Here is a 21,557-nt window from a genome sequence, read left to right on the forward strand (position 1 = left end):
ATACCTATGAGATGGTTGAAATTCAATACGTGGTGTCTGTTGATTCATTCGAATATTAAAGTTGCATTTTCAAGGAACATTCGGGATGATTTCTTAATCTGTCCCGTAACAATATCTTACAAGGAGGGGTGAAGAAGTGGAAATCATCGAGATTCAAAATAAACCTTCCACAGAACTTATAGATAAAATAAAGAAAAAATATAAGGAGAGCGCCACAGACATTTTAAAAATAGAACCTAAAAAAACCAAGAAGAAAATTAGGGTGGGGGTATATGCAAGAGTAAGCACCAGAGAACCAGATCAATTGGGGTCCTTAGAAGCCCAAGTCGCTTTTTATACTTTTGCTTTACTAAAGGACCCAAATAATAAGTTAGTGAGGATCTATGCAGACGAAGGTGTTTCAGGCACCAATGCAAAAAAACGATCAGGATTTCAGAAAATGATTAAAGACTGCGAAAATGGGAAAATCGATAGGATAGTAACTAAATCGATATCAAGGTTTGCTAGAAATACTGTCGATGCCTTGGAGTATGTTAGAAAGTTAAAAGAATACAAAGTTTCCATCTATTTCGAAAAGGAAGGAATCGATACGGCAAAAGAAGACGGAGAAGTGCTTTTAACTGTGTACAGTGCCTTAGCTCAAGAAGAATCCAGAAGTCTTGGGGAGAGTATTTCGTGGGGTAAAAAGGCATTAGCAAAAAGAGGAATAGTAAGACATAATGCCAGGACTTATGGTTACGATTTCAATAAAGACCGGAGTTGGTATATTGTTGAAGAAGAGGCGAAAGTAGTTAGATCAATCTTTGAGCGGTATATAAATGGAATAACGACACCTCAGATTAGCCGGGATTTAACGATAGAAGGAATACCGACTATGAAGGAGGGATCTTCGTGGGATGGAAAGAGAATATGTACTATCCTCAATAACATAAGTTATACAGGAGACCTTCTCTATCAGAAAAACTATACAAAGGATACTATTACAAGCAGATCAAAACAAAACTTCGGTGAGGTCCCACAGCTATTAATTGAAGATCACCATCCTGCGATTATTGATAGAGAAACTTGGAATAAAGCGCAAGGCATCATGGAGAAAAGAAGAAATCCTAAAACGAATAGAAAAAGAAGTCATGATAAGGAAGAGTTCTTTTCAAGGTTTCTTTGCTCGAATTGTGGAAATTTTTATGCCCATGTGCTTTGGGTAACAAAACATAAGTGGAGATGCAAAGCGTCTTTAAAGAAAGAACCATTAGCTTGTTGCGATGCTGGATATATTGAAGAACCGGAGATTATAAAACAATTTATGAAAATGCTAATTGAATGTAAAAAAGACAGTAGTTTTAAATCTCTTATAGAAGAAAAAATTGAAGAAAAAAGTTTAACAAGAAATGAAAAACAGCTATTGTCTTATTTGGAGGAAGAGATTCAAAAGAGATATCAAGAACTATACAAAGTAGTGGAGGCTGGAGGAAAATCGGGGGAAGATACTGTAGAAATTAAAAAGCATACAGACGGAATAATGGCAGTACAAGATAAAATTAATGAGATTATAGATAAAGAAGATGAGTATAAATTCCTTGTAGAGGAAAAGGAATGGTTCATGAAAGAGCTAGATAACCTTCCTGATAAGAAGAAACTGGATTATAGAAATGACATCTTCAAAAGAGTAATAAAAGACGGTATCATTTCATCAGATAACATTATTATTTTTAATCTAATATTTGGTATATCCAGAACTGCCAGCAAATAGTCAAAACTAAAACCCACTGAGTCGCCTGATAGAAGTAATCAAGCCACTTGGTGGGTTTCTTTTTTATTTCAAACAAACGGAGCGAAAACGGAAATGGCTCCGAATGTTGGGTTGTTAATCACTTTTTAATAATGGAACGATTTTCTTTACAAATAGAGAATAACGTGCTAAAATTAAAAAAAGATGAATATTGGCGTTTGAAACGGGCACAATGTTTTAATAATGGAACGTTATTCTTTGAATATGGAGAAAAACATTCCAAAAGTAAAAAAAGAGGTGAGGAACGTGAATGTCTATACTGAACTAGCAAAATATCCTGTTTTCTCCATAGAAGATGTAAAGAAGCTTACTGGAAATGAGAAAACAGCTTATTCTCAGATGGACCGATTAATTAAAAAGGGGCTTGTCAAAAAGATACGAAAAAATATCTACTCTGTAGTCAATCCAACAACAGGTCAGGTAGTAGCTACTCGATATCAAATAGCCTGTGCCATAACTGACACTGCCTATATCTCTCACCACAGTGCCTTTGAATATTATGGCCTAGCGAATCAAGTTTATTATGAGGTCTATGTTTCATCAGAAAATAAGTTTAATCATTTTGAATATGACAATGTAACCTACAAATATGTCGCTTCCAGAATGCAAGACGGAGTAGTGGAAGCTAAAAATACCACCGGTGTTAGAATGACAGATTTAGAGAGAACTGTGGTGGACAGCATAAGAGATTTCAATAAAATAGGCGGCTTTGAAGAGCTGCTCAATTGCCTAGAAGGAATCCATTACCTAGATGAAAAAAAGCTAAAAAATTATCTTTCTATATATGATACCCAGGGGCTTTATCAAAGAGTAGGATATCTTCTGGACCATTACAAAAAAGAGATGCAGCTTTCAAAAGAGTTTATAGATTATTGTAAAAGCAAGATAGGAAAGAGTAGAAGGTACCTGGTTAGTGATTTAAAGGAAGAAAGCTATTATAATAACGAGTGGGAATTGATGGTACCGGAAGGGTTATTTGAAATAAATCAAGGAGGCGATATACTTGTCTAATTACGATATTATATATTTAGGGAAAAAAGCAGAGGAGCTTGGCTTTGTCAGGGATACATTAGAAAAGGTGACAAGACTTGCAGATATTTTGGAGTATCTTAATACAAATCCAATCTTAAAGGATAGTCTCGCATTAAAGGGTGGGACGGCTATTAATCTAACAATTTTCAACTTGCCACGTCTCTCGGTAGATATAGATTTGGATTATTTAATTACCAACAGCAGAGAAGAAATGCTTGAGAGCCGAGAAGTTATTAACACTACTATTGATCGCTATATGGTCTCCCAGGGTTATTCAAAAAATCCTAAGACAAAGAATCCTCATAGCTTGGATTCATGGGTCTATGATTACCTGGGAGCCAGTGGGAATAGAGATAACATTAAAATTGAAATCAACTACTCTCTAAGATCTCATGTACTTGAAGCCCAGGAGAGACCAATCATCACTGAGCATTTTTCCAGTGAATATAAGGTGAAGTCCTTAGCTCCAATTGAGATATACGGAAGTAAGATAAATGCACTATTAAGTAGAGCTGCAGCTAGAGATTTATATGATGCTAGAAACATGATCCATTTTGGTCTGTTTGACGAATCAGAGGAAGAATTGCTGAGAAAGTGCGTTGTATTCTATGCTGCCGTATCTGCTAAAGACATTAATAAGACCTTTGACACCAAGGCTATAGATTCCATCACCCAAAGAAAAATTAAAACAGACCTGCTTCCAGTAATTAAAAGAAAAGATGATTTTGAGCTGGAATCAGCTAAGAAGCTTGTCAAAGAGTACATTTCTGATTTAATGGTTCTTACAAAGGAAGAAAAGGAATTCTTAGATAGATTTGAAAATGGAGAATATATCCCTGAGCTTTTATTTGATGATAAAGAGATTCTGAAACGTATAAAGAATCATCCGATGGCCATATGGAAAACTAGATAAATCATGTAACCCGCCTAGATAGAATCTAGCTTCGGAAAATGCCGAGCTTAGAGAGAATCTGAGTGGGTTATTTATTTGCTTATATAATAGAAGGAATTTGAAACTTAAGTACATATATATATAGAAGGAACTCGAAATTCAAATCACTATATAATAGAAGGAACTCGTTTATACATACTGATGTATAAGCATTTCAGAAGGGCAAAAAGCCAATAAAAACGCTCAATAAAGAGTATATATGAATCAAGATTACAGCTCATCACATTGTGGTGGGCTTATTTTTTTTGTGTTTTTTCTGAGGGATTTCAAGATATAGGCCTTTATTCGGGAGCATATAGCATAGTCAGAGCAGCAAAATCGGAATAAAAATGTACTAATTGGCTCTGGGTTATCCTTCTCGTATCATGGCGAGTATCTAGCAACTAAGGACCTTAATCTAACCGCAACAACTGATAACTTTGAAGCATTCAAAGATGCTGAATATGTCATTATTTCTACACCTACTAATTACGATCCGGAGAAGAATTACTTCAATACAAGAACGGTAGAAGCCGTCATTGCAAATGTTCTTTCAATAAATCCAGAGGCTGTAATGATTATTAAGTCAACAGTTCCTGTAGGATATACAGAGTCAATTAAAGAAAAATTTGATACAGAGAATGTAATCTTCTCTCCTGAATTCTTGAGAGAGGGAAAAGCACTTTATGATAACCTTTATCCTTCGAGAATTGTAGTAGGCGAGCAATCTGAAAGAGCTAAAGTATTTGCTGAACTTCTAGCTCAAGGAGCAATCAAGAAGGACATTCCAATTCTATATACTGATGCTACTGAAGCGGAAGCCATCAAGTTATTTGCTAATACTTACCTTGCTCTCCGTGTAGCGTACTTCAATGAGCTTGATTCCTATGCTGAAGTAAGAGGATTGGATACTAAGCAGATTATTGAAGGTGTAGGCCTTGATCCACGTATAGGTACCCACTACAACAATCCTTCCTTTGGGTATGGCGGATACTGTTTGCCTAAAGATACAAAGCAGTTATTGGCTAATTACCAGGACGTGCCAAATAACATTATCGGGGCTATTGTTGATGCAAACAGAACTAGAAAAGACCATATAGCTGATATGATCATTATGAGACAGCCAAAGATTGTAGGCATTTATAGACTCACCATGAAGATGGATTCTGACAACTTCCGTCAATCTGCGATTCAAGGTGTTATGAAGCGTATTAAGGCTAAAGGCATCGAAGTAGTAGTGTTTGAACCAGCACTTCATGAAGATGAATTCTACAACTCAAGAGTTATCAAAGACTTCGATGAGTTTAAAAAGATTTCTGATGTAATCGTAGCAAACAGATTATCTGATGAAATCAAAGATGTTGTGGACAAGGTTTACACAAGAGATTTATTCAGCAGAGATTAATGGACAAGACTTGATCCCTACTCAACAAAACTCCCCAAGAAACTATTCAACCACATAAGTAAATTTTGGGAATCTTATATATGAGGCGTTAGAAGTAACAGTGGGGATGAACGTGACAATGAGATGGGCAGAGATGATGACACCCAGTGCCTGGAAGTTTGAGCAGAACAATAGATAAATCAATATTTTGTGATACCCACTAAGCTAAAATGCCTAGCGGGTATTTTTTTTGTTGCAAAAAGAACATATATTCGTCTTAGCGGATCGCATCTACTATCCGATAAATAATTCAGGAACGTTATATAAAACATCTTTCACTTCTTTTCGAACACTGACATTATCACACTCAAGCAGGGAATGACGAAGCTTTACATCCCCATTATCAGTTAATACAACATAATCATCCTTGTTTTTCCTGATAAAAGTTGATGTTTCCCTGGAGAATCCATTACGCTGTAGCATAATGGAAAGTGGGTTTGTTGTACCATACTCAACATATTCATACCAATCATTAGGGAAGGAATCTACTTGACGATACCGCTTATATTCCGTCGAAAATCTCAAGAAATAATTAGAAATGCTGAATAGAATTACATTTTCAATTGCCTGAAGTGTATCGGAAATAACAATATTTCTATGTTCTAATGAGTCGTTATAAGTAACAGACTTGAAATTAATCATAACTCTGGATCCGCGATTCTGCCGCTTATACTCAAGAGATTGTTCCATAATGAAGCGTAGCCCTGTTCCCTTGATCCACTGGGAAAGAATAACTGCGTACCATCTAAGTTTTCCGTGGGAGCCATCTCTACTTTCATATCCAAGGGTTGAAGACTCATAAACATCCCACTTAAAAATCTTACATAGTTTTTCCAGGAAGATTATTAGCTCTGAATAATCAACATTTCCTTTTGAATCAAGTTCAGGATATTTCAGTCCGTTCGCAATGGCAGCTGTCAAATTTGCCGTCTGATCAACAGATACGCTAATGTCATCATCAGGTATTTCTTCTTTGGATGCAAAAGCCTCAATGATTTTAGCTTCTGTATCTTCAACCAGTAGTGGAGAGAATGCTTGCCAAACGAGGCTCTTATTCCCCTTAGTGATATCCCTTAAGAGCATAATAGCAAATTTACGCATCAATTCATAGTTCTTATCCGATTGATTCTTGGGGTGTCTTAGCAGTTCAATATTTCCCTCTAAAAGGCATCTTATAATTAGTTTCTTTTGATTTTTAGACAATTCACTTACAAGAGATAACTTTTGTTCGGGGACATCTTCCTTGAGAAGACTAAGAGCAAGGCTCGTCGGCATGAAGGTTTTCTCAATCATCAGGGGGATGGCCTCCTCGCCAAAGGGGTCTGGCCCCGTTACAGAAGCGAGACACCTAATTGTTTTTCTGTTGATTCTGATTAAGTTTTGATGAACTGGCGTGAAGGGATTGCGTAAACGTGGCAGCAGAAAAGAACGTAAATGGCGGTATTTGCGCAAGTATAGTTGCATGATGGTCACGGATTTGTTCGTTTTTGCTGGTCAAAGGGCATGGGTTTTGGTAGAATCAAAGAAGGGAACGAACGAGGATTGTGGAAATCGGCCAAGCGTGGGAGCTGCGCCAGGACCGAGGGAGGAAGCCTAAATTGAAATCATATATCATAAGAATCGAATTGGAAGAAACCAACCCGGTGATCTGGCGTAGGGTTGTCGTGCCGGCAGGGGCTACGTTCAAAAGGCTGCACGACATCATTCAGAATGTGACCAATTTTCAAGGCGGCTACCCCAATGATGGATATCATCTCTATGAATTCGAGTTGCCGGAGGAGAACGGAATCGTCACCGACAATGAGGAGATGCATCTTGAACATCTGCATTACAAGAAGAACAGGAAGATGTATGAGGAGCGCTTGAGGGACATGAATCCCGAGATGCGGCAGTTTGAGCAAGCCTATCAGGATCGGTTGAAGATTGAGGTGCGCAAGCCTACGAGGCTTAAGGTGGACGATTATCTTGAGAAACACAAGGAGATCAGATACGCGTATGATTTCGGCGATGATTGGCATTTCACTGTGAAGCTGGAGCGGGTCGTGGAGGATTATCACTTCGGCTTTCCGACACTCCTTGATGGGGCAGGGACGGCGCCGCCGGAGGATGTGGGCGGGATCCATGGGTTTTATGGATTCATGGAGGTCTACAACGACCCGAAGGATCCGGAGCATCTGGAGTTGAAGGCGTGGGCAGAATCCCAGGGTTTCAGGGAGTATGATCCAGCCATGATCAATGGAAGGCTGAAGGGGTTGAGCTACAGGAAGACGCAATGGGACATGATTTATCAGGAGATGTATAAGATCATGCAGGAAAAGTATAGGAAAGGACGGTGACGGTCTGTCTTTTTGGTTTTAGTATGCGCGAAACATAAGATTAGCGCATAGTAAACGTGCGGCTGTTTTTCGTTCTGCTGGTCAAGAAGCGTGGGATTTGATAGAATCAATAATGAAACTAAATCCTAGGAATGGAGGGTGGGATATGGACAGGATGAAAGAGGTGCGCTGGAAGCAACGTTTTGAGAATTTTGAGCGGTCGTACAGATTGCTTGACAAGTATGTGAACCAACCCATAGAAAATGAGCTTGAACGGGCTGGAATCATCCAGTTTTTTGAAATTTCATTTGAGCTTGCCTGGAAGCTGTTGAAGGATTACCTGGAAGCACAGGAGATTGTAGCCAGGAGTCCCCGAGAAGCAATCAAGCAATCCCTTCAGATTGGAGTGATTGACGACGGTCACGTTTGGATTGACGCATTGGGAGACCGGAATTTGACGGTTCATGCCTATGATGAAAAGGTCGCGGCCAAGATGGCCGTAGATATCGTGCAGACATACTATCCAGAATTGAAGAAACTGTATGAAAAGCTTGCTAAGGAGCGGGACGCATGTATGGATTGAAGGAGCGGGACCTGGATTACATAGGGAAAGCGTTGAAGGCGATTCCATCCATCGTGGAGGGCGTTATTTTTGGCAGCCGTGCTATGGGGAATTACAAGCCGGGATCCGACATCGACTTGGCGGTCAAGGGGGAAGGGGTGACTAGACAGGAAGTCATTCGGTTGTCGGACATGCTCAACGAAGTGTACCCGATCCCATTTGTTGTGGATGTCGTCCATTACGATTCCATTGTGTCTGAAGGGCTGAAGCGGCACATAGACCAGGTGGGGTGCATCGTTTATGGCAAGGACCATGAATCTTGAAGAAACCACATTGTGCCGTCTGAAAAAAGGAACAAGGCTCATAATCCATGGGATGTGGCAGGAGACGCAACCAGGAGTGCTGCAAGCCGTCCCCACCCGGTTTTCCCGTTCCGTGGTAGAATGGGGAAAGGACCGGCCGGAAGAGGCTGTCCGGAATGGGGGAGCAGACATGGCAAGAAAGAGAAGGGTCTGGCGGCAAGGGGAACTGTACCATGTGATGTGTCGGGGGAACCGGCGGGGGGAGATCTTCCGGGACAAGGACGATTATGAGACCTACCTGCGGATCCTTAGCATGACCAAGGAGCGGGTGCCCTTCAAGTTGCTGGGCTACTGCCTGATGACCAACCATGTGCACCTGCAGATCCAGACCATGGACCAGGCCATCTGGACCATCATGCAGCAGATCAACATGCGCATCACCCTGCACTTCAACAAGAAGTACAACCTGGTGGGGCATCTGTTCCAGGGGCGATACACGGCGGAAATCATCGACAACGACGCCTACAAGCTGCAGACAAGCCGCTACATCCATCTTAATCCGGTGAAGGCGGGGATGGTGGAAACGCCGGAAGCTTATGTCTGGAGCAGCTACGGCGCCTTCCAGTCGGAGGGGACGGGCCTGCCGGTGGACCCGGAAGGGATCCTGGGGCATTTCGACGGGGACCGGAGGAAGGCCTACCGGAAGTTCGTGGAAAGCCCTTCCCGGCGCAGGGACCTGGACAAGTGGATCGAGAAGACCATGGACCGGGGGGTGGAGCCGTGAGGGATTCCATCACCCATTGCTTCAACCTGGAAGGGGTGGAAGCAGGCCTGGTGGACGTCCAGGCCAAGGCCGTCTTCGGCAAGCCCTCCCTGACCATCATCGGCATGGGGGACAAGGCCATCAGGGAGGCGGGGGAGCGGATCTACGGAGCCATCCACCATGCGGAGCTGGAGGTGCCCAAGATGAAGGTGGTGGTCAACCTGGCTCCGGGCAATGTCCGGAAAAAAGGGTCCCACTTCGACCTTGCCATCGCGGTGGCCATCCTCCACCAGTGCGGACAGGTCGCCTCGGAGAACGTCCACCGGTACGCCTATCTGGGGGAGCTGTCCCTGACGGGGCGGCTCCGTCCGGTGGACGGCGTGATCTCCATGGCCATGGAAGCCCGGCGCCAGGCGTTCGAATACCTGATCCTGCCCCGGGAAAACATGGCCGAAGCAGCCCTGGTGGAAGGGGTGGTTCCCCTGGGGTTCGAAAGCCTGGGGGAAGTGGCCTCCTTCCTGGAGGGACAGGCGAAAGGCTACGACCCGGAGAGCATGCTGGCGGCGGAAAAGGACCTGGACCGGGAGGCCGAGGCCTGCCGGACCGCAGGGCTGCTGGACTTTTCCGATGTGCGGGGACAGGACAGGGCGGTACGGTACAGCGCCATCGCCGCAGCCGGGGGACACAACCTGCTGCTGGTGGGGGCGCCCGGCTGCGGGAAGTCCATGATCGCCCAAAGGATCCATACCATCCTGCCCACCATGTCGGAAGAGGAGCGGCTGGAGGTCACCCGGATCCAGAGCGTCTGCGGGGAGCTCCAGGTGAAAAGCCGGCTGGCCCCCCACCGGCCCTTCCGCGCCCCCCACCACAACATCTCGACCAACGCCATGATTGGGGGAGGAACCCAGGCCATGCCCGGGGAGGTGACCAAGGCCCACAATGGGGTGCTGTTCCTGGACGAATTCCCGGAGTACGGGAAGGCCGCCCTGGAGTCCCTACGCCAGCCTTTGGAGGACCGGCAGGTCACCGTGGCCCGGGTGGGCGGGACCCACACCTATCCCGCCAGCTTCATGCTGGTGGCGGCCATGAACCCCTGTCCCTGCGGCCACCACGGCACCGGCCGGTGCACCTGCACCCCCCGGCAGGTCCGGGACTACACAAGCAAGCTGTCGGGCCCCCTGCTGGACCGGTTCGACATGCTCCTGCAGGTGGAATCGGTGGAGTTTTTGGAGCTCACGTCCCTGGAGGCCGGCATGAGCTCCCAGGAGCTCCAAATCCGGGTGGAGGCGGCCCGGAAGCTCCAGCAGGAGCGCTTCGCCGCCTATCCCGGCATCCACACCAACGCCCAGATGCCGCCCCAGCTGGTGGAGCGCTTCTGCCGTCTGGAGAAGGACTGCGGCAGGATTATCCAGGAGGCCTGGGAACAGGAGCGGTTCAGCGCCCGGACCTACAAGAAGCTCCTGCGGGTGGCCAGGACCTGTGCGGACATGGGGGATGCCCGGGAGATCCGCGCCCGGGACATCCGGCACGCGCTCCAGGGCTTCCGCCCGTGATGAAATTTCCCCCCTAACAGAGAGCGGGGAGGCCACGTTGCTGGACGCGGCTGGACCACGCAATACGCGAATGCCGGGAATCTTCTGGAAACAGGAGGTTCCCGGTTTTTTTGTGCGGACCCTTGCCTCCTGCATTGGGGCCATGACAGCCGGGTGCGCAGCAGGATGTGCAAGCATCTCCATCTACCGGGTCAGCGAGCGGATCTGCAAGGAACTGGAAAAAATGGTGGGCAACCCGATCAACGAAGACGACATCGCCTACATCGCCATGCACTTCGGCGGCCATCTCAAAAGGGAAAAGAATGAACTCTCCTTCCCGAAAGTGCTGCTGGTCTGCCTGAACGGGGTGGCCACATCCAAACTGCTGCGCAAGGAACTCGAGCATCTGCTGGAAAACATCAACATCATCGATGCGGTCAGCCTGGAAGAGGTGGAGCTTTACGCGAGAGATGTGGATTATATCATCACCACCGTCCCCATCAACGGAAAGGGCTATGAACAGAAAAGCATCCTGGTCACACCGGTATTGACGGCCCTGGACAAAAGCCGGCTCCTGAAGATTTTCCACAAGAGCCGGGGCGGGTTCAACCTGGAAACCTTGAAGCAATCGGTGTACAGGAGAATCGAAAAGGAATTCGACAAGGAAACGGCAAAAAAAATCATACGGATCATGGATAAGGAACTGGACAAACAAGTGGAATACTTGAATCTGACCCAAAGGAAGGTGCAGCCGATGCTGAACGAACTGGTAACCGAAGACAAGATCATCCTGATGAAACAGGTAAAAGACTACAAGGAGGCGGTTTATGCAAGCGCAAAGCCCCTGCTGGATGCCGGATCCGTTGAAGAACGGTATCTGGAAAAGGTCATCCAGAACATCCAGGAATTGGGCCCCTACATCGTGGTGGCCCCCGACGTGGCGATTTCCCATGCAAGGCCAGAGGATGGTGTGCTGGAGCTGGGCATGAGTGTCCTGGTCCTGGAGGAGGCCGTGAATTTCTCCAACGACAAGGAACGGTATGCGAAGCTGGTGGTCACACTGGCCGCGCCGGATGACGAGACTCATTTGAAAGCCCTGGGCCAGCTGAGCGAACTGCTCATGAACGACATGGAAGAACTTCTGGCAAGCAAGACAAAAGAAGACGTACTGAAACTGGTCAAACAATATTCCAATTAGGAGGATATGGAAATGAAAAAGATTGTAGCGATGTGCGGAAGCGGATTGGGAAGCAGCTTCATGGTGGAAATGAACATCAAGACGGCCTTGAAGGACCTGGGTGTCCAGGATGTCGAAGTGGAACACGTGGACCTGGGGAGCGGCTACCCTGGCATTGCGGACCTGATCGTCTGCGGAAAGGACCTGGAAGACAACTGCAGCCGTTTTGGAAACGTGCTGGGTTTCCTGATTCTTGGGGCAGGTGCCGGGGTCATCGTCAGTGCCATAGAACCCTTCGGTGCCATGTTCGGGGAAGCCTTCAACATGCAGGGAGTGGTGCCGAACAACGAAGCCATCGTAGCCGCAGCATTGGGAACCTACGGTTCGGCCACCGCCATCATCATGATTGTGGGCATGGTGTCCAACATCCTAATCGCTCGGTTCACCCGCCTGAAGTTCATCTTCCTGACAGGACACCACACCCTCTATATGGCGGCGTTGATTGCCATCGTGCTGGTTGTCGCCGGATTCGAAGGGATCCTGCTGTATCTGCTGGGCGGAATGGCCCTAGGGCTCACCATGGCGGTGTTTCCGGCCCTTGCACATCCCACCATGCGTAAAATCACAGGCAACGACGACATCGCCTTCGGACACTTCTCCACCCTGACCTACATCCTGAGCGCCCAGATTGGAAAGATGGTGGGAAAAGGCTCCAAATCCACGGAAGAAACTTCCTTCCCAAAAGGGCTTTCCTTCCTGCGGGACAGCTCCGTCTCCATCGCACTGACCATGATGGTCATGTACCTGATCGTAGCCGTAATTGCGGGGGCGGAGTTTACGGAAACCCTTTCCGGTGGACAGAACTTCATCATCTTCGCACTGTTGCAGGCCATCGCATTTGCAGCAGGGGTTTACATCGTGCTGCAGGGGGTAAGGATGGTCATTGCGGAAATCGTACCGGCCTTCAAAGGCTTCAGTGAAAAAGTCGTGCCAGATGCGAAACCGGCCCTGGACTGTCCTGTGGTGTTCCCCTTTGCCCCCAATGCGGTGCTGATCGGATTTTTGGCATCCTTTACAGGCGGCGTGATCGGAATGCTCATCCTGGTGGGCCTGCGGGACACCGCATTCAATCTGATGGTGATCCTGCCTGGAGTCGTGCCCCATTTCTTCGTGGGTGCAACGGCGGGTGTCTTCGGAAACGCAACGGGCGGAAGACGCGGTGCGGTCATCGGTGCCTTCGTAAACGGCCTGCTGCTCACCTTCCTGCCCCTGCTGCTCCTGCCGGTGCTGGGGGATCTGGGATATGCGAACACCACATTCTCGGATGCGGACTTCGTCGGTGTGGGCTTCCTCATCGGACGGATTGCGGCATTCAGGAACACATGGGTGGTCGGGCTGCTGATTTCCGGACTGTTTGCACTGCCCTTTGTCCATGCGCTCTTTAGCAGAGGCAGGGTCCAGGCCGCGGAAGAATGAGAAAAAGGATAGGAGGAAAACCAATGGCTGAAATGCATACGAAAATCAAGAACAAGACCGGGCTGCATGCCAGGCCGGCCTCGGCATTCACGGAATTCTGCAAGGGATACCCGAATGAAATCACCCTCCTCAACGGAGAGAAGGAAATCAATCCGAAAAGCATCATCAGCATCCTTGCGGGAGGCATCAGCAAAGGGACGGAACTGAAAGTCGTGGTCGAAGGGGAAGATGCCGGCAAGGTATGCAGGGAAATCGCCGGCTTCCTGGACGGCCTGGAAGGGTAGCGGACAGCGCAAACGTCTCTGCGGGCATCGGCCAGGTCAAGGGAATGCTGGAAAACATCGATCGCAAATACATCTGACAGAAAACCCCTTGGGCTTTGCTTCCAGCTCCCTGGAAAGGTCCGGGGGTTTTTTACGGGGCTGTTCAGGCTCCATTCCGCAAGGTTACCGATCACAGAAATCGAAAGGGACAGGATTATGAAAAACATTGAACAGTTGGCAATCAATACGATCCGAATGCTATCGGTAGAAGCTGTCCAGAAGGCAAACTCAGGGCATCCGGGGCTGCCTTTGGGTGCGGCTCCGATGGCATATGCCTTGTGGGCCAGGATCATGAAACACAACCCCCAAAATCCCGGCTGGGAAAACAGGGACAGGTTTGTCCTGTCGGCGGGGCATGGTTCGATGCTTCTGTATTCCCTGCTCCATTTGTTCGGATACGGACTGTCCCTGGAGGATTTGAAGAACTTCAGGCAATACGGGAGCAAAACCCCCGGACACCCGGAATACGGGCATACCGCAGGAATTGAGACAACAACCGGCCCCCTGGGCCAGGGGATCGCCAATGGTGTAGGGATGGCCATGGCGGAAAAACATTTGGCAGCAAGGTTCAACAAAGAAGACTTGTGTTTGGTCGACCACTTCACCTATGTCATCGCAGGGGATGGCTGCATGATGGAAGGAATTTCCGGAGAAGCGGCGTCTTTGGCTGGAACTTTGGAATTGGGCAAGCTTATCGTGCTGTATGACAGCAACAACATCACCATAGAGGGAAGCACGGACATCGCATTTAGGGAAAATGTGGGGAAGAGGTTTGAGGCCTATGGATGGCAGGTGCTGACGGTAGATGACGGAAACGATATCGATGCGGTTGAAACGGCTGTCCTGGAAGGGAAGGCGGAGACAAAAAGGCCGACACTAGTTGAGGTCAAAACCCAAATAGGATATGGATGTCCCCCAAAACAGGGAAAAGCATCAGCCCATGGGGAACCGCTTGGTGAAAGGAACATACAGGAAACAAAAGCGTTTTTGGATTGGCAAGAAGGACCGTTCGGTGTGCCTTCCATAGTTGAAGCATATTTGGAAGGGATGCGGGAAGAATTGTCGCAATCGCAAGATTCCTGGAATGAGCTGCTGAAGCGGTATGAAGACAGGCATCCTGAAGACTGGAAGGCTTGGAAGCTTTGGAACAGCGGCAGGGTGGAAGAGGACTTGTTGGAATGGGAAGAGTATTGGCGCTTTGAAAGCAAAAAGGCGGCAACAAGACAGAACTCGGAAGTGGTCATCAACAGGCTTTCCCCAAAGGCCCCCTTCCTTGTTGGCGGATCTGCGGATTTGGCCCCGTCGACGAAAACCATCATGCACGAAAGAGGCGATTTCTCTGCGGAAAACCCGTCGGGTTCCAATCTCCATTTCGGTGTCCGGGAGCACGCGATGGCGGCAATCCTGAACGGAATGCAGGTCCATGGAGGGTTGCGGACATACGGAGCGACGTTCGCCGTATTCAGCGATTACATGAAAGGCGCCATGCGCATGTCGGCAATCATGAAATTGCCTGTAACCTATGTCCTGACCCATGACAGCATCGGCGTCGGAGAAGATGGACCCACACACCAGCCTGTGGAACAACTGGCTTCTTTACGGTCGATGCCGAACATGACCGTGTTCCGCCCCGCAGATGGAAAGGAAACCGCTGCGGCCTGGTGCCATGCCGTGACAAAGGATGCGGGTCCGACCGCAATCGTCCTCACAAGACAGAGTCTGCCCCAGTATGCGGAAACGGGAAGGAATGCGCTGAAAGGCGGGTACATCCTATTGGATTCGAAGAAGGAACCTGAAATCATCCTTTTGGCTTCGGGGTCGGAAGTGGAATGCGTATATGAGGCGGCAAAACTACTGCAGGCCGATGGCATCGGGGCAAGGGCCGTCAGCATGCCATCCTTCGAGCTGTTCGACCTGCAGCCTTTGGAATATCAGGAATCCGTATTGCCCAAGAAGGTAACTAAAAGATTGGCGGTTGAGGCGGCTTCCGGTTTCGGATGGCACAAATATCTGGGATTGGACGGGGCAACCATCACAATGGACCGGTTCGGGGAATGCGGCAAGGCAGAGGAGCTTTTTGAATTGTTTGGGTTCACAGCGGAGAATGTTGTGAAAAGGGCGCGGGACCTGTTGGCTGTCTGATTCCGATGTCGGTTGGGTTGCCGTTCGGGAAAGGCACCCCCCCTTTCTTGTGTCGGAGACCGCCGAAAAGTGGTATAATCAAGGCAAGAGACAATGAAAGGTGGGATGCAGTATGTCCGATTCATTCCGGCATGGACTGCCGCAGAAATTTTCCGCATTTGCAATGGCCCTTGCCCTGGTGACGGCCGCTTTTTTCCCAGGGTACGTGCTTGCCGCCGATGTGGAGAGCCTGGGGATGGGGGGAACCGGCCACCGGGTCCTCTACATCAGTTCCTACCATGGGGCGTTCGACACGTTTCCGGACCAGCTGGCCGGGCTGCGGTCGGTGTTCGACGGGGAGGACGTCGTTTTCGACATCGAGTTCATGGACACGAAGCGTTTCGACACCCGGGAGAACTACGACAACTACTACCGGTTCCTGAAGTACCGGCTGGACCGGAGCGAGCCCTACGACGTGGTGGTCGTCAGCGACGACAACGGGCTCCAGTTCCTGATGGACAACAGGGAGGACCTGCTGGGGGACATCCCGGTGGTGTTCTTCGCCATCAACGACATGGCCCGTGTCCTGGAAGCGGACGGGATGGAGGGCTTCACCGGCGTGTACGAATCCTCCTCCATCTACGAGAACCTGGCCCTGGCCAAGCGGCTGCAGCCGGAGGCGACGGAGTTCGTCGCCATCACCGACGGCACGATTACGGGGCTGGGGGACGCCAGGAGCTTCCTGCAGTTCGAAGCTTTGTTTCCGGAGATGGAGTTCACGGTGGTGAACTTCACGGAGTATGCCCTGGAGGACTTCAAGGCGTTCCTCCGGGGGCTGACCGGGGAACAGATCGTTCTGTACATGACCATGTTCGAGGACGTGGACGGGAACGTGTACACCATCGGCGAGTCCGTGGACATCCTGGTGGAATCCGCAAGCGTGCCGGTCTACCGGCACTCCATCGGGGGTGTGGGGGACGGCCTGCTGGGGGGCTACATGCTGTCCTATTTCGAGCAGGGGAGGATCGCCGCCTCCATGGCCATGGAGGTGCTTCGGGGGGTTCCGGCGGATTCCATCCCGGTGGTCACGGAGAGCCCCAACATGTACGTATTCGACTACAACGTGATGAAGGCCTACGGGCTGGATTTCGACGTGCTGCCGCAGGAGACGGAGATCGTCAATGCGCCCACAGGCTTCTACGACCGGTACCAGCACCTCCTGATGCCGCTGATGATCGCCCTGGCCGTGTCCTTGCTCATCGTGGGGATCCTGGTCTACGACAACCGGCGCCGGAGGATCGTGGAGCTTGCGCTCCGGGAAAAGAACGTGGAGCTGACCCAGAGCCGGCAGAAGCTCCAGGAGAGCGAGCAGCGGTTCCGGGTCCTGGCCTACAACGACAGCCTGACGGGCCTGAAGAACCGGATCGCCATGAGCCTGAGCCTGGGGAGGCTGATCGAGGACGGGAACCGTTCGGGTTCCCTGTATTTCATCGACCTGGACCACTTCAAGTACATCAATGACTCCTGCGGCCATCTGAAGGGGGACGAGGTGCTGCGGGTGGTCGGGGAGCGCTTCAAGGCCCTGGAGGACGACAGGACCATCGCCACCCGCCTGGGGGGCGACGAGTTCGTGCTGATCCGGCATGAGGAGGGCATGGGGCACGAGGTCGACAACGAGCTGGTGGTGTCCATCTCCAAGGCCGTGGAAGAGATGATCCTTGTGGAAGAGCAGGAGTTCTACCTGAGCTGCAGCATCGGCATCGTGAAGTTCCCGGAGCACGGGAACACGGCCAACGAGCTGATCCGCAAGGCGGACATCGCCATGTATCAGGCCAAGGAGACGGGCCGGTCCAGGGCCATGCGGTACAGCGATTTCATGGAGTCCAACGCCTCCAACATCCTGGAGATCCAGAACAACATCCGGCATGCCCTGGACAACGAGGAGTTCCAGCTGTACCTGCAGCCCCAGGCGGAGCTTGCGGGCGGGAAGGTGATCGGCTTCGAGGGCCTGATCCGTTGGGAACTGCCGGGGAAGGGGATGGTGAGCCCCATGGAGTTCATCCCGGTGGCGGAGCAGCTGGGGATCATCCACAGGATCAGCCAGTGGGTGTTCCAGGAGGCCTGCAGGGACATCCTGCTTTTTCTGGAGAAGCACTACAAGGGGGTCAAGATTGCCGTGAACGTCTCTGCCGTGGAGCTGACCCGGGTGAATTTCGTGGAGGACTTCATGGGGACGCTTGGGGAATATGGGATCAGCCCCGCCAACATCACCATCGAGCTGACGGAGACGGTGCTGCTGGAGACGTCGGAGAGCCACCTGGAGAGGCTGGACTATCTGCGGAGTCAAGGGATCGAGCTGCATCTGGACGATTTCGGCACGGGGTATTCCTCCCTGAACTATCTGCGGAGCCTGCCCATCGACGTGGTGAAGATCGACCAGGGGTTCATCCGGAACATCACGGTGGACAAGGAGCAGATGCACCTGACCAGGAGCATCATCGAAATCGCCCACAACCTGGGCAAGACCGTAATCGCGGAGGGCGTGGAGACGAAGGAGCAGATGGAGCTGCTGAAGGAGTTGGGGTGCGACCGGGTGCAGGGGTACTTCTTCGCACGGCCCATGACGATTGCGGACACGCTGCAGTTCATGGAAGGGCATGAGATGGCGGAATGAATTTGGGAAAAGGGGAAGGCCGGAGCGTTTGAAGCGCTCCAGCCTTCCCCTTTTCCTTTCTGCCGTTCAACCGTATCCGGACGCTTGCGACCTACATGACCCGGATGGTGTGGTATCCCTCGTGCACCGCGTTCAGGATCTTCCGTGGGGCTTCCGCATCCCCGATGACCGTCAGGTCCCCGACGGCGTCGGTCAGGGCGTCCTCCAGCTGGTTGTTGGGACGGTAGCCGGCGGCGACGATGACCGTGTCGCATTCCAGGGTGTGCTCCCGGCCGTCCTTGGTGTAGCGCAGGTGGTCCGGCCGGATGGCCGTAACCGCCGCGTTCGGGACGACGCCGATGTTCCTTTCCTTCAGCATGTCCCGGAGGGCCTGGTCGTTGTTCAGGCAATGGTCGGCCACGGCCAGGATGTCGTCCAGCATCTCCACGATGGTGACCTCGTCGGCGGTCTCCTTCATGTAGGCCGCGGTTTCGCAGCCCACCAGTCCGCCGCCGATGACCACAACCTTGCTGCCCGGCTTCCGGATTCCCAGCAGGTAGTCGTTGGCCGGGGCGGCATGGACGATGCCGTCGATGGGGGGCATGGCCGGCCGGGACCCGGCGGCCAGGATGACCTTGTCGTAGTTCCCCGCTTGGATTCCTTCGGCCGTGGCTTCCATTTCCAGCCGCACCTGGACGCCCAGCTTGTGGACCTGGCGTTCCATGTAGGTGACCAGCTTCAGCACGTCCCGCTTGAAGGTGGGGAGTCCGGCGGCCCAAAGGTTGCCCCCCAGACGGTCGGACTTCTCCCACAGCTCCACGTCGAAGCCCCGCTTTGCCGCGGTCATGGCCGCCGACATGCCTCCGGGGCCGCCGCCCACCACCAGGACGGACTTCCTGACCCCGCCCTTATCGGGCAGCTGGTAGTCGCCTTCCGCATAGGTCAGGGGATTGACGCCGCAGTAGTAGTGCTTTCCGGAAAAACCGGCCAGCAGGCATTCGTTGCAGCCGATGCAGGGGATGATGTCCTCCACGTCCCCGGACTTCACCTTGTTGGCCCAGGCGGGGTCGGCCAGCATCTGGTGGCCCAGGACGACATAGTCCAATTTGCCTTGGGCCACGGCCGCCTCCGCCTTCGCGGGGTCGAACATCTTGCCCTGGCCCAGCACGGGAAGCTTCACCGTCTTCTTGACGGCCTCCACCACGTCCAGTTGGTGGCCTTCCTCCTGGTAGACGGTGGAGATGGCCTTGTACCAGGCCTCGTAGCAGCCCACGTCCACATGGAGGGCGTCGACACCGGAGGCGTCCAGGATCCGGGCCATCTCCAGGCCTTCCGCAAGCTCCCGGCCGCCTTCCACCCGGTGGACCGGGGTGAACTTCACCAGGATGGGGAAGTCCGGGCCCACGCTCTTGCGGATGGATGCGATGCATTCCAGGGTGAAGCGCATCCTGTTATCAAGGCTGCCTCCGTATTCGTCCGTGCGCATGTTCCATTGCTTGGAATGGAACTGGTCCAGCAGGTAGCCGCCGTAGGCGTGAAGCTCCACCGCATCGGCGCCCGCCATTTTTGCCAGGCTGGCGGAGAAGCCCACCTTCTGCACCAGGTCCTGGATCTCCTCCTTGGCGAAGGGCTTGCATTTCAGGTCAGGGAACCAGAAGGAGGCGCATTCGCTGGCCGAATAGGGCGGGGTGAAGGGGTCGGTGAACTGCTGGAGCCCCAGTCCGGGGGATACCTGCACGCAGACCTTGGCCCCGTGGTGGTGGCATCGCTCCGCCAGCATGTTCAGGCGCTCCACATGGTGGAAGTTGCTCAGTTCGGTGCAGGGGCGGGGCTCGTATTTGGTCGTCACCACGTTGGCGCCTGTGATGATCAGGCCGGTGCCGCCCTTGGCCCTTTCCTCAAAATACCGGATCCCCTCGCCGCAATAGGATCCGTCCGCCTCGCCGGTGGTTCCCATGGGCCCCATCACGATCCGGTTCTTCAGCTTCATGCCGTTGATTTTGGTCCTTTCGAATAGCTTCATCGATCTGTTCCTCCTTCTGGTATGCTGTAACGCTCCTTGCGTAGTATCACGGTAATACGTTTGTATGACCATGGTAATAGAATGCTCTTTTGTTAATTAAAAGTCAATCTAGATTTGCAAAAAAGAGTGTGCTATCATAGGGCATACGAAACTTACGGAGGTAGACATGGAAAACCAACCCACACGGAATTTCATCATAGACACCGCGCTGCGGCTTTTTCTGGAGAAGGGCTACAAGAACGCCACCATCGTGGACATCTGCAAGGCCTGCGGCATCTCCAAGACCACCTTCTACTACCATCTGAAGTCGAAGGAGGACATCGTCCTGCATTTCTACGACTCCATCGTCCACAACATCAGCCTCCGGCTTCTGTCCATCCTGTCCCAGGAGAACCATTGGGAGCAGCTGATGGTATGCTTCGAGGGTCTGGTGGAGGAGGCCTACAAGTACGGCCCCGACTTCTTCAGCCAGATGATGACCAGCAACCTGAAGAAGGACCATGGCAGCTACGACCTTAGGGAGGAGCTGACCGAAATCGCCGTGACGGTCATCCGGAAAGGCCAGGCGTCGGGACAGATCCGGAACCGGAGCGAGGCGAGGGAGCTGTACGTGGCCTCGGCCTACGCGTTCCTGGGCCAGGACGTGACCTGGTGCATCAAGAAGGGGGACTTCGACTGGAAGAGCCAGATGCGCAGGTCCCTGGAGTGCATCTATGACGTGGCTCCCCAGTACCGGAAGTGAAGGAAGGAGACCACATGAAAAAAGAAGCGCAACCGTTCTACAGAAAGATCCCCGGATTCCGTTCGGGGGACAGGCGGAAGATGGCCCTGTCCGGAATCCTCTACCTGCTGCTGGCCGGACAGCTGGCCTATGGCTTCCAGAGCGGCAACATCGGCTTTAGGGACCTGCTCATGGTGCTGGGGCTGGCGGGCCTGGCCTGGGGGAACCTGCGATTCATCCAGGACATCAGGAAATCGGAAAAGCCCCTTAAGGATGCGTTGAAGCGGGTGGGGATCGTGACCGCCCTCTCCGTGCTGCTGTTCCTCCTGGGGGCGGGAATGTGACGGCGATTGCCCATATGGCACAATAAATGATAGAAATGAAGTGGATATA

The 21,557-nt window shown here is 51.2% G+C and carries 18 protein-coding genes; 16 read left to right on the forward strand and 2 right to left on the reverse strand.

Going from position 1 to position 21,557, the window contains the following annotated elements; translation table 11 throughout:
- Positions 1-136 precede the first annotated feature (136 nt).
- The 4 genes from GXN74_RS08780 (at position 137) to GXN74_RS08795 (ending at position 5,157) form a co-directional block, all read left to right on the forward strand.
- Positions 137-1,750 (forward strand): recombinase family protein, encoded by a 1,614-nt coding sequence (locus GXN74_RS08780; RefSeq protein WP_162370560.1) that lies wholly within the window; start codon positions 137-139, stop codon positions 1,748-1,750.
- A gap of 243 nt (positions 1,751-1,993) precedes the next feature.
- Complete coding sequence (locus GXN74_RS08785; protein WP_162370561.1) at positions 1,994-2,800, forward strand: type IV toxin-antitoxin system AbiEi family antitoxin domain-containing protein; 807 nt, start codon at positions 1,994-1,996, stop codon at positions 2,798-2,800.
- Positions 2,793-3,734, forward strand: coding sequence for a nucleotidyl transferase AbiEii/AbiGii toxin family protein (locus GXN74_RS08790; protein WP_162370562.1), 942 nt, complete (start codon positions 2,793-2,795; stop codon positions 3,732-3,734). The genes GXN74_RS08785 and GXN74_RS08790 overlap by 8 nt, the downstream gene beginning before the upstream one ends.
- Before the next feature lie 376 nt (positions 3,735-4,110).
- The gene (locus GXN74_RS08795; protein WP_162370598.1) at positions 4,111-5,157 is read left to right on the forward strand and encodes a nucleotide sugar dehydrogenase; all 1,047 of its coding nucleotides are present in this window, start codon (positions 4,111-4,113) and stop codon (positions 5,155-5,157) included.
- A gap of 273 nt (positions 5,158-5,430) precedes the next feature.
- On the opposite strand, the gene GXN74_RS08800 is transcribed toward GXN74_RS08795, so the two are convergent.
- Positions 5,431-6,489 carry a hypothetical protein gene (locus tag GXN74_RS08800; RefSeq protein ID WP_162370563.1) on the reverse strand — a complete coding sequence of 353 codons (1,059 nt, stop codon included), beginning with the start codon at positions 6,487-6,489 and terminating at the stop codon, positions 5,431-5,433.
- A 305-nt stretch (positions 6,490-6,794) separates the two neighbouring features.
- On the opposite strand from GXN74_RS08800, the gene GXN74_RS08805 reads away from it, so the two are divergent.
- The 10 genes from GXN74_RS08805 (at position 6,795) to GXN74_RS14745 (ending at position 18,441) form a co-directional block, all read left to right on the forward strand.
- The gene (locus GXN74_RS08805) at positions 6,795-7,532 is read left to right on the forward strand and encodes a plasmid pRiA4b ORF-3 family protein (protein WP_162370564.1); all 738 of its coding nucleotides are present in this window, start codon (positions 6,795-6,797) and stop codon (positions 7,530-7,532) included.
- A 145-nt stretch (positions 7,533-7,677) separates the two neighbouring features.
- On the forward strand, positions 7,678-8,094 hold the full coding sequence (locus GXN74_RS08810; RefSeq protein WP_162370565.1) for a nucleotidyltransferase substrate binding protein: 417 nt from the start codon (positions 7,678-7,680) through the stop codon (positions 8,092-8,094).
- On the forward strand, positions 8,082-8,396 hold the full coding sequence (locus GXN74_RS08815; protein WP_162370566.1) for a nucleotidyltransferase family protein: 315 nt from the start codon (positions 8,082-8,084) through the stop codon (positions 8,394-8,396). Before GXN74_RS08810 ends, GXN74_RS08815 begins: the two co-directional genes overlap by 13 nt.
- Before the next feature lie 169 nt (positions 8,397-8,565).
- Positions 8,566-9,159 (forward strand): transposase, encoded by a 594-nt coding sequence (locus GXN74_RS08820; protein WP_162370567.1) that lies wholly within the window; start codon positions 8,566-8,568, stop codon positions 9,157-9,159.
- Positions 9,156-10,691: a YifB family Mg chelatase-like AAA ATPase gene (locus tag GXN74_RS08825; RefSeq protein ID WP_343032810.1), complete on the forward strand. Its 1,536-nt coding sequence runs from the start codon at positions 9,156-9,158 to the stop codon at positions 10,689-10,691. The genes GXN74_RS08820 and GXN74_RS08825 overlap by 4 nt, the downstream gene beginning before the upstream one ends.
- Positions 10,692-10,803: 112 nt before the next feature.
- A complete protein-coding gene (locus GXN74_RS08830) occupies positions 10,804-11,868 on the forward strand; it encodes a PTS sugar transporter subunit IIA (RefSeq protein ID WP_162370568.1) in 1,065 nt (354 codons plus the stop codon).
- A 12-nt stretch (positions 11,869-11,880) separates the two neighbouring features.
- A complete protein-coding gene (gene ulaA / locus GXN74_RS08835) occupies positions 11,881-13,323 on the forward strand; it encodes a PTS ascorbate transporter subunit IIC (RefSeq protein ID WP_246208648.1) in 1,443 nt (480 codons plus the stop codon).
- Between the two features lie 23 nt (positions 13,324-13,346).
- On the forward strand, positions 13,347-13,607 hold the full coding sequence (locus tag GXN74_RS08840; RefSeq protein WP_162370569.1) for an HPr family phosphocarrier protein: 261 nt from the start codon (positions 13,347-13,349) through the stop codon (positions 13,605-13,607).
- Positions 13,608-13,799: 192 nt separating this feature from the next.
- The gene (tkt, locus tag GXN74_RS08845; protein WP_162370601.1) at positions 13,800-15,788 is read left to right on the forward strand and encodes a transketolase; all 1,989 of its coding nucleotides are present in this window, start codon (positions 13,800-13,802) and stop codon (positions 15,786-15,788) included.
- Between the two features lie 112 nt (positions 15,789-15,900).
- A complete protein-coding gene (locus GXN74_RS14745; protein ID WP_162370570.1) occupies positions 15,901-18,441 on the forward strand; it encodes a putative bifunctional diguanylate cyclase/phosphodiesterase in 2,541 nt (846 codons plus the stop codon).
- A gap of 91 nt (positions 18,442-18,532) precedes the next feature.
- On the opposite strand, the gene GXN74_RS08855 is transcribed toward GXN74_RS14745, so the two are convergent.
- Positions 18,533-20,443 carry an oxidoreductase gene (locus tag GXN74_RS08855; RefSeq protein WP_162370571.1) on the reverse strand — a complete coding sequence of 637 codons (1,911 nt, stop codon included), beginning with the start codon at positions 20,441-20,443 and terminating at the stop codon, positions 18,533-18,535.
- A 166-nt stretch (positions 20,444-20,609) separates the two neighbouring features.
- Here GXN74_RS08855 and GXN74_RS08860 point away from each other — a divergent pair, with 166 nt between their 5' ends.
- Both GXN74_RS08860 and GXN74_RS08865 read left to right on the forward strand, forming a co-directional pair.
- The gene (locus GXN74_RS08860; RefSeq protein ID WP_162370572.1) at positions 20,610-21,185 is read left to right on the forward strand and encodes a TetR/AcrR family transcriptional regulator; all 576 of its coding nucleotides are present in this window, start codon (positions 20,610-20,612) and stop codon (positions 21,183-21,185) included.
- A 14-nt stretch (positions 21,186-21,199) separates the two neighbouring features.
- Entirely contained in the window at positions 21,200-21,508 is a 309-nt protein-coding gene (locus GXN74_RS08865) for a hypothetical protein (protein WP_162370573.1), read from the forward strand.
- The last annotated feature ends 49 nt before the right edge of the window (positions 21,509-21,557 follow it).

The sequence above is a fragment of the Anaerotalea alkaliphila genome (genome assembly GCF_010179735.1).
Taxonomy (GTDB): Bacteria; Bacillota; Clostridia; order Lachnospirales; family Vallitaleaceae; genus Anaerotalea; species Anaerotalea alkaliphila.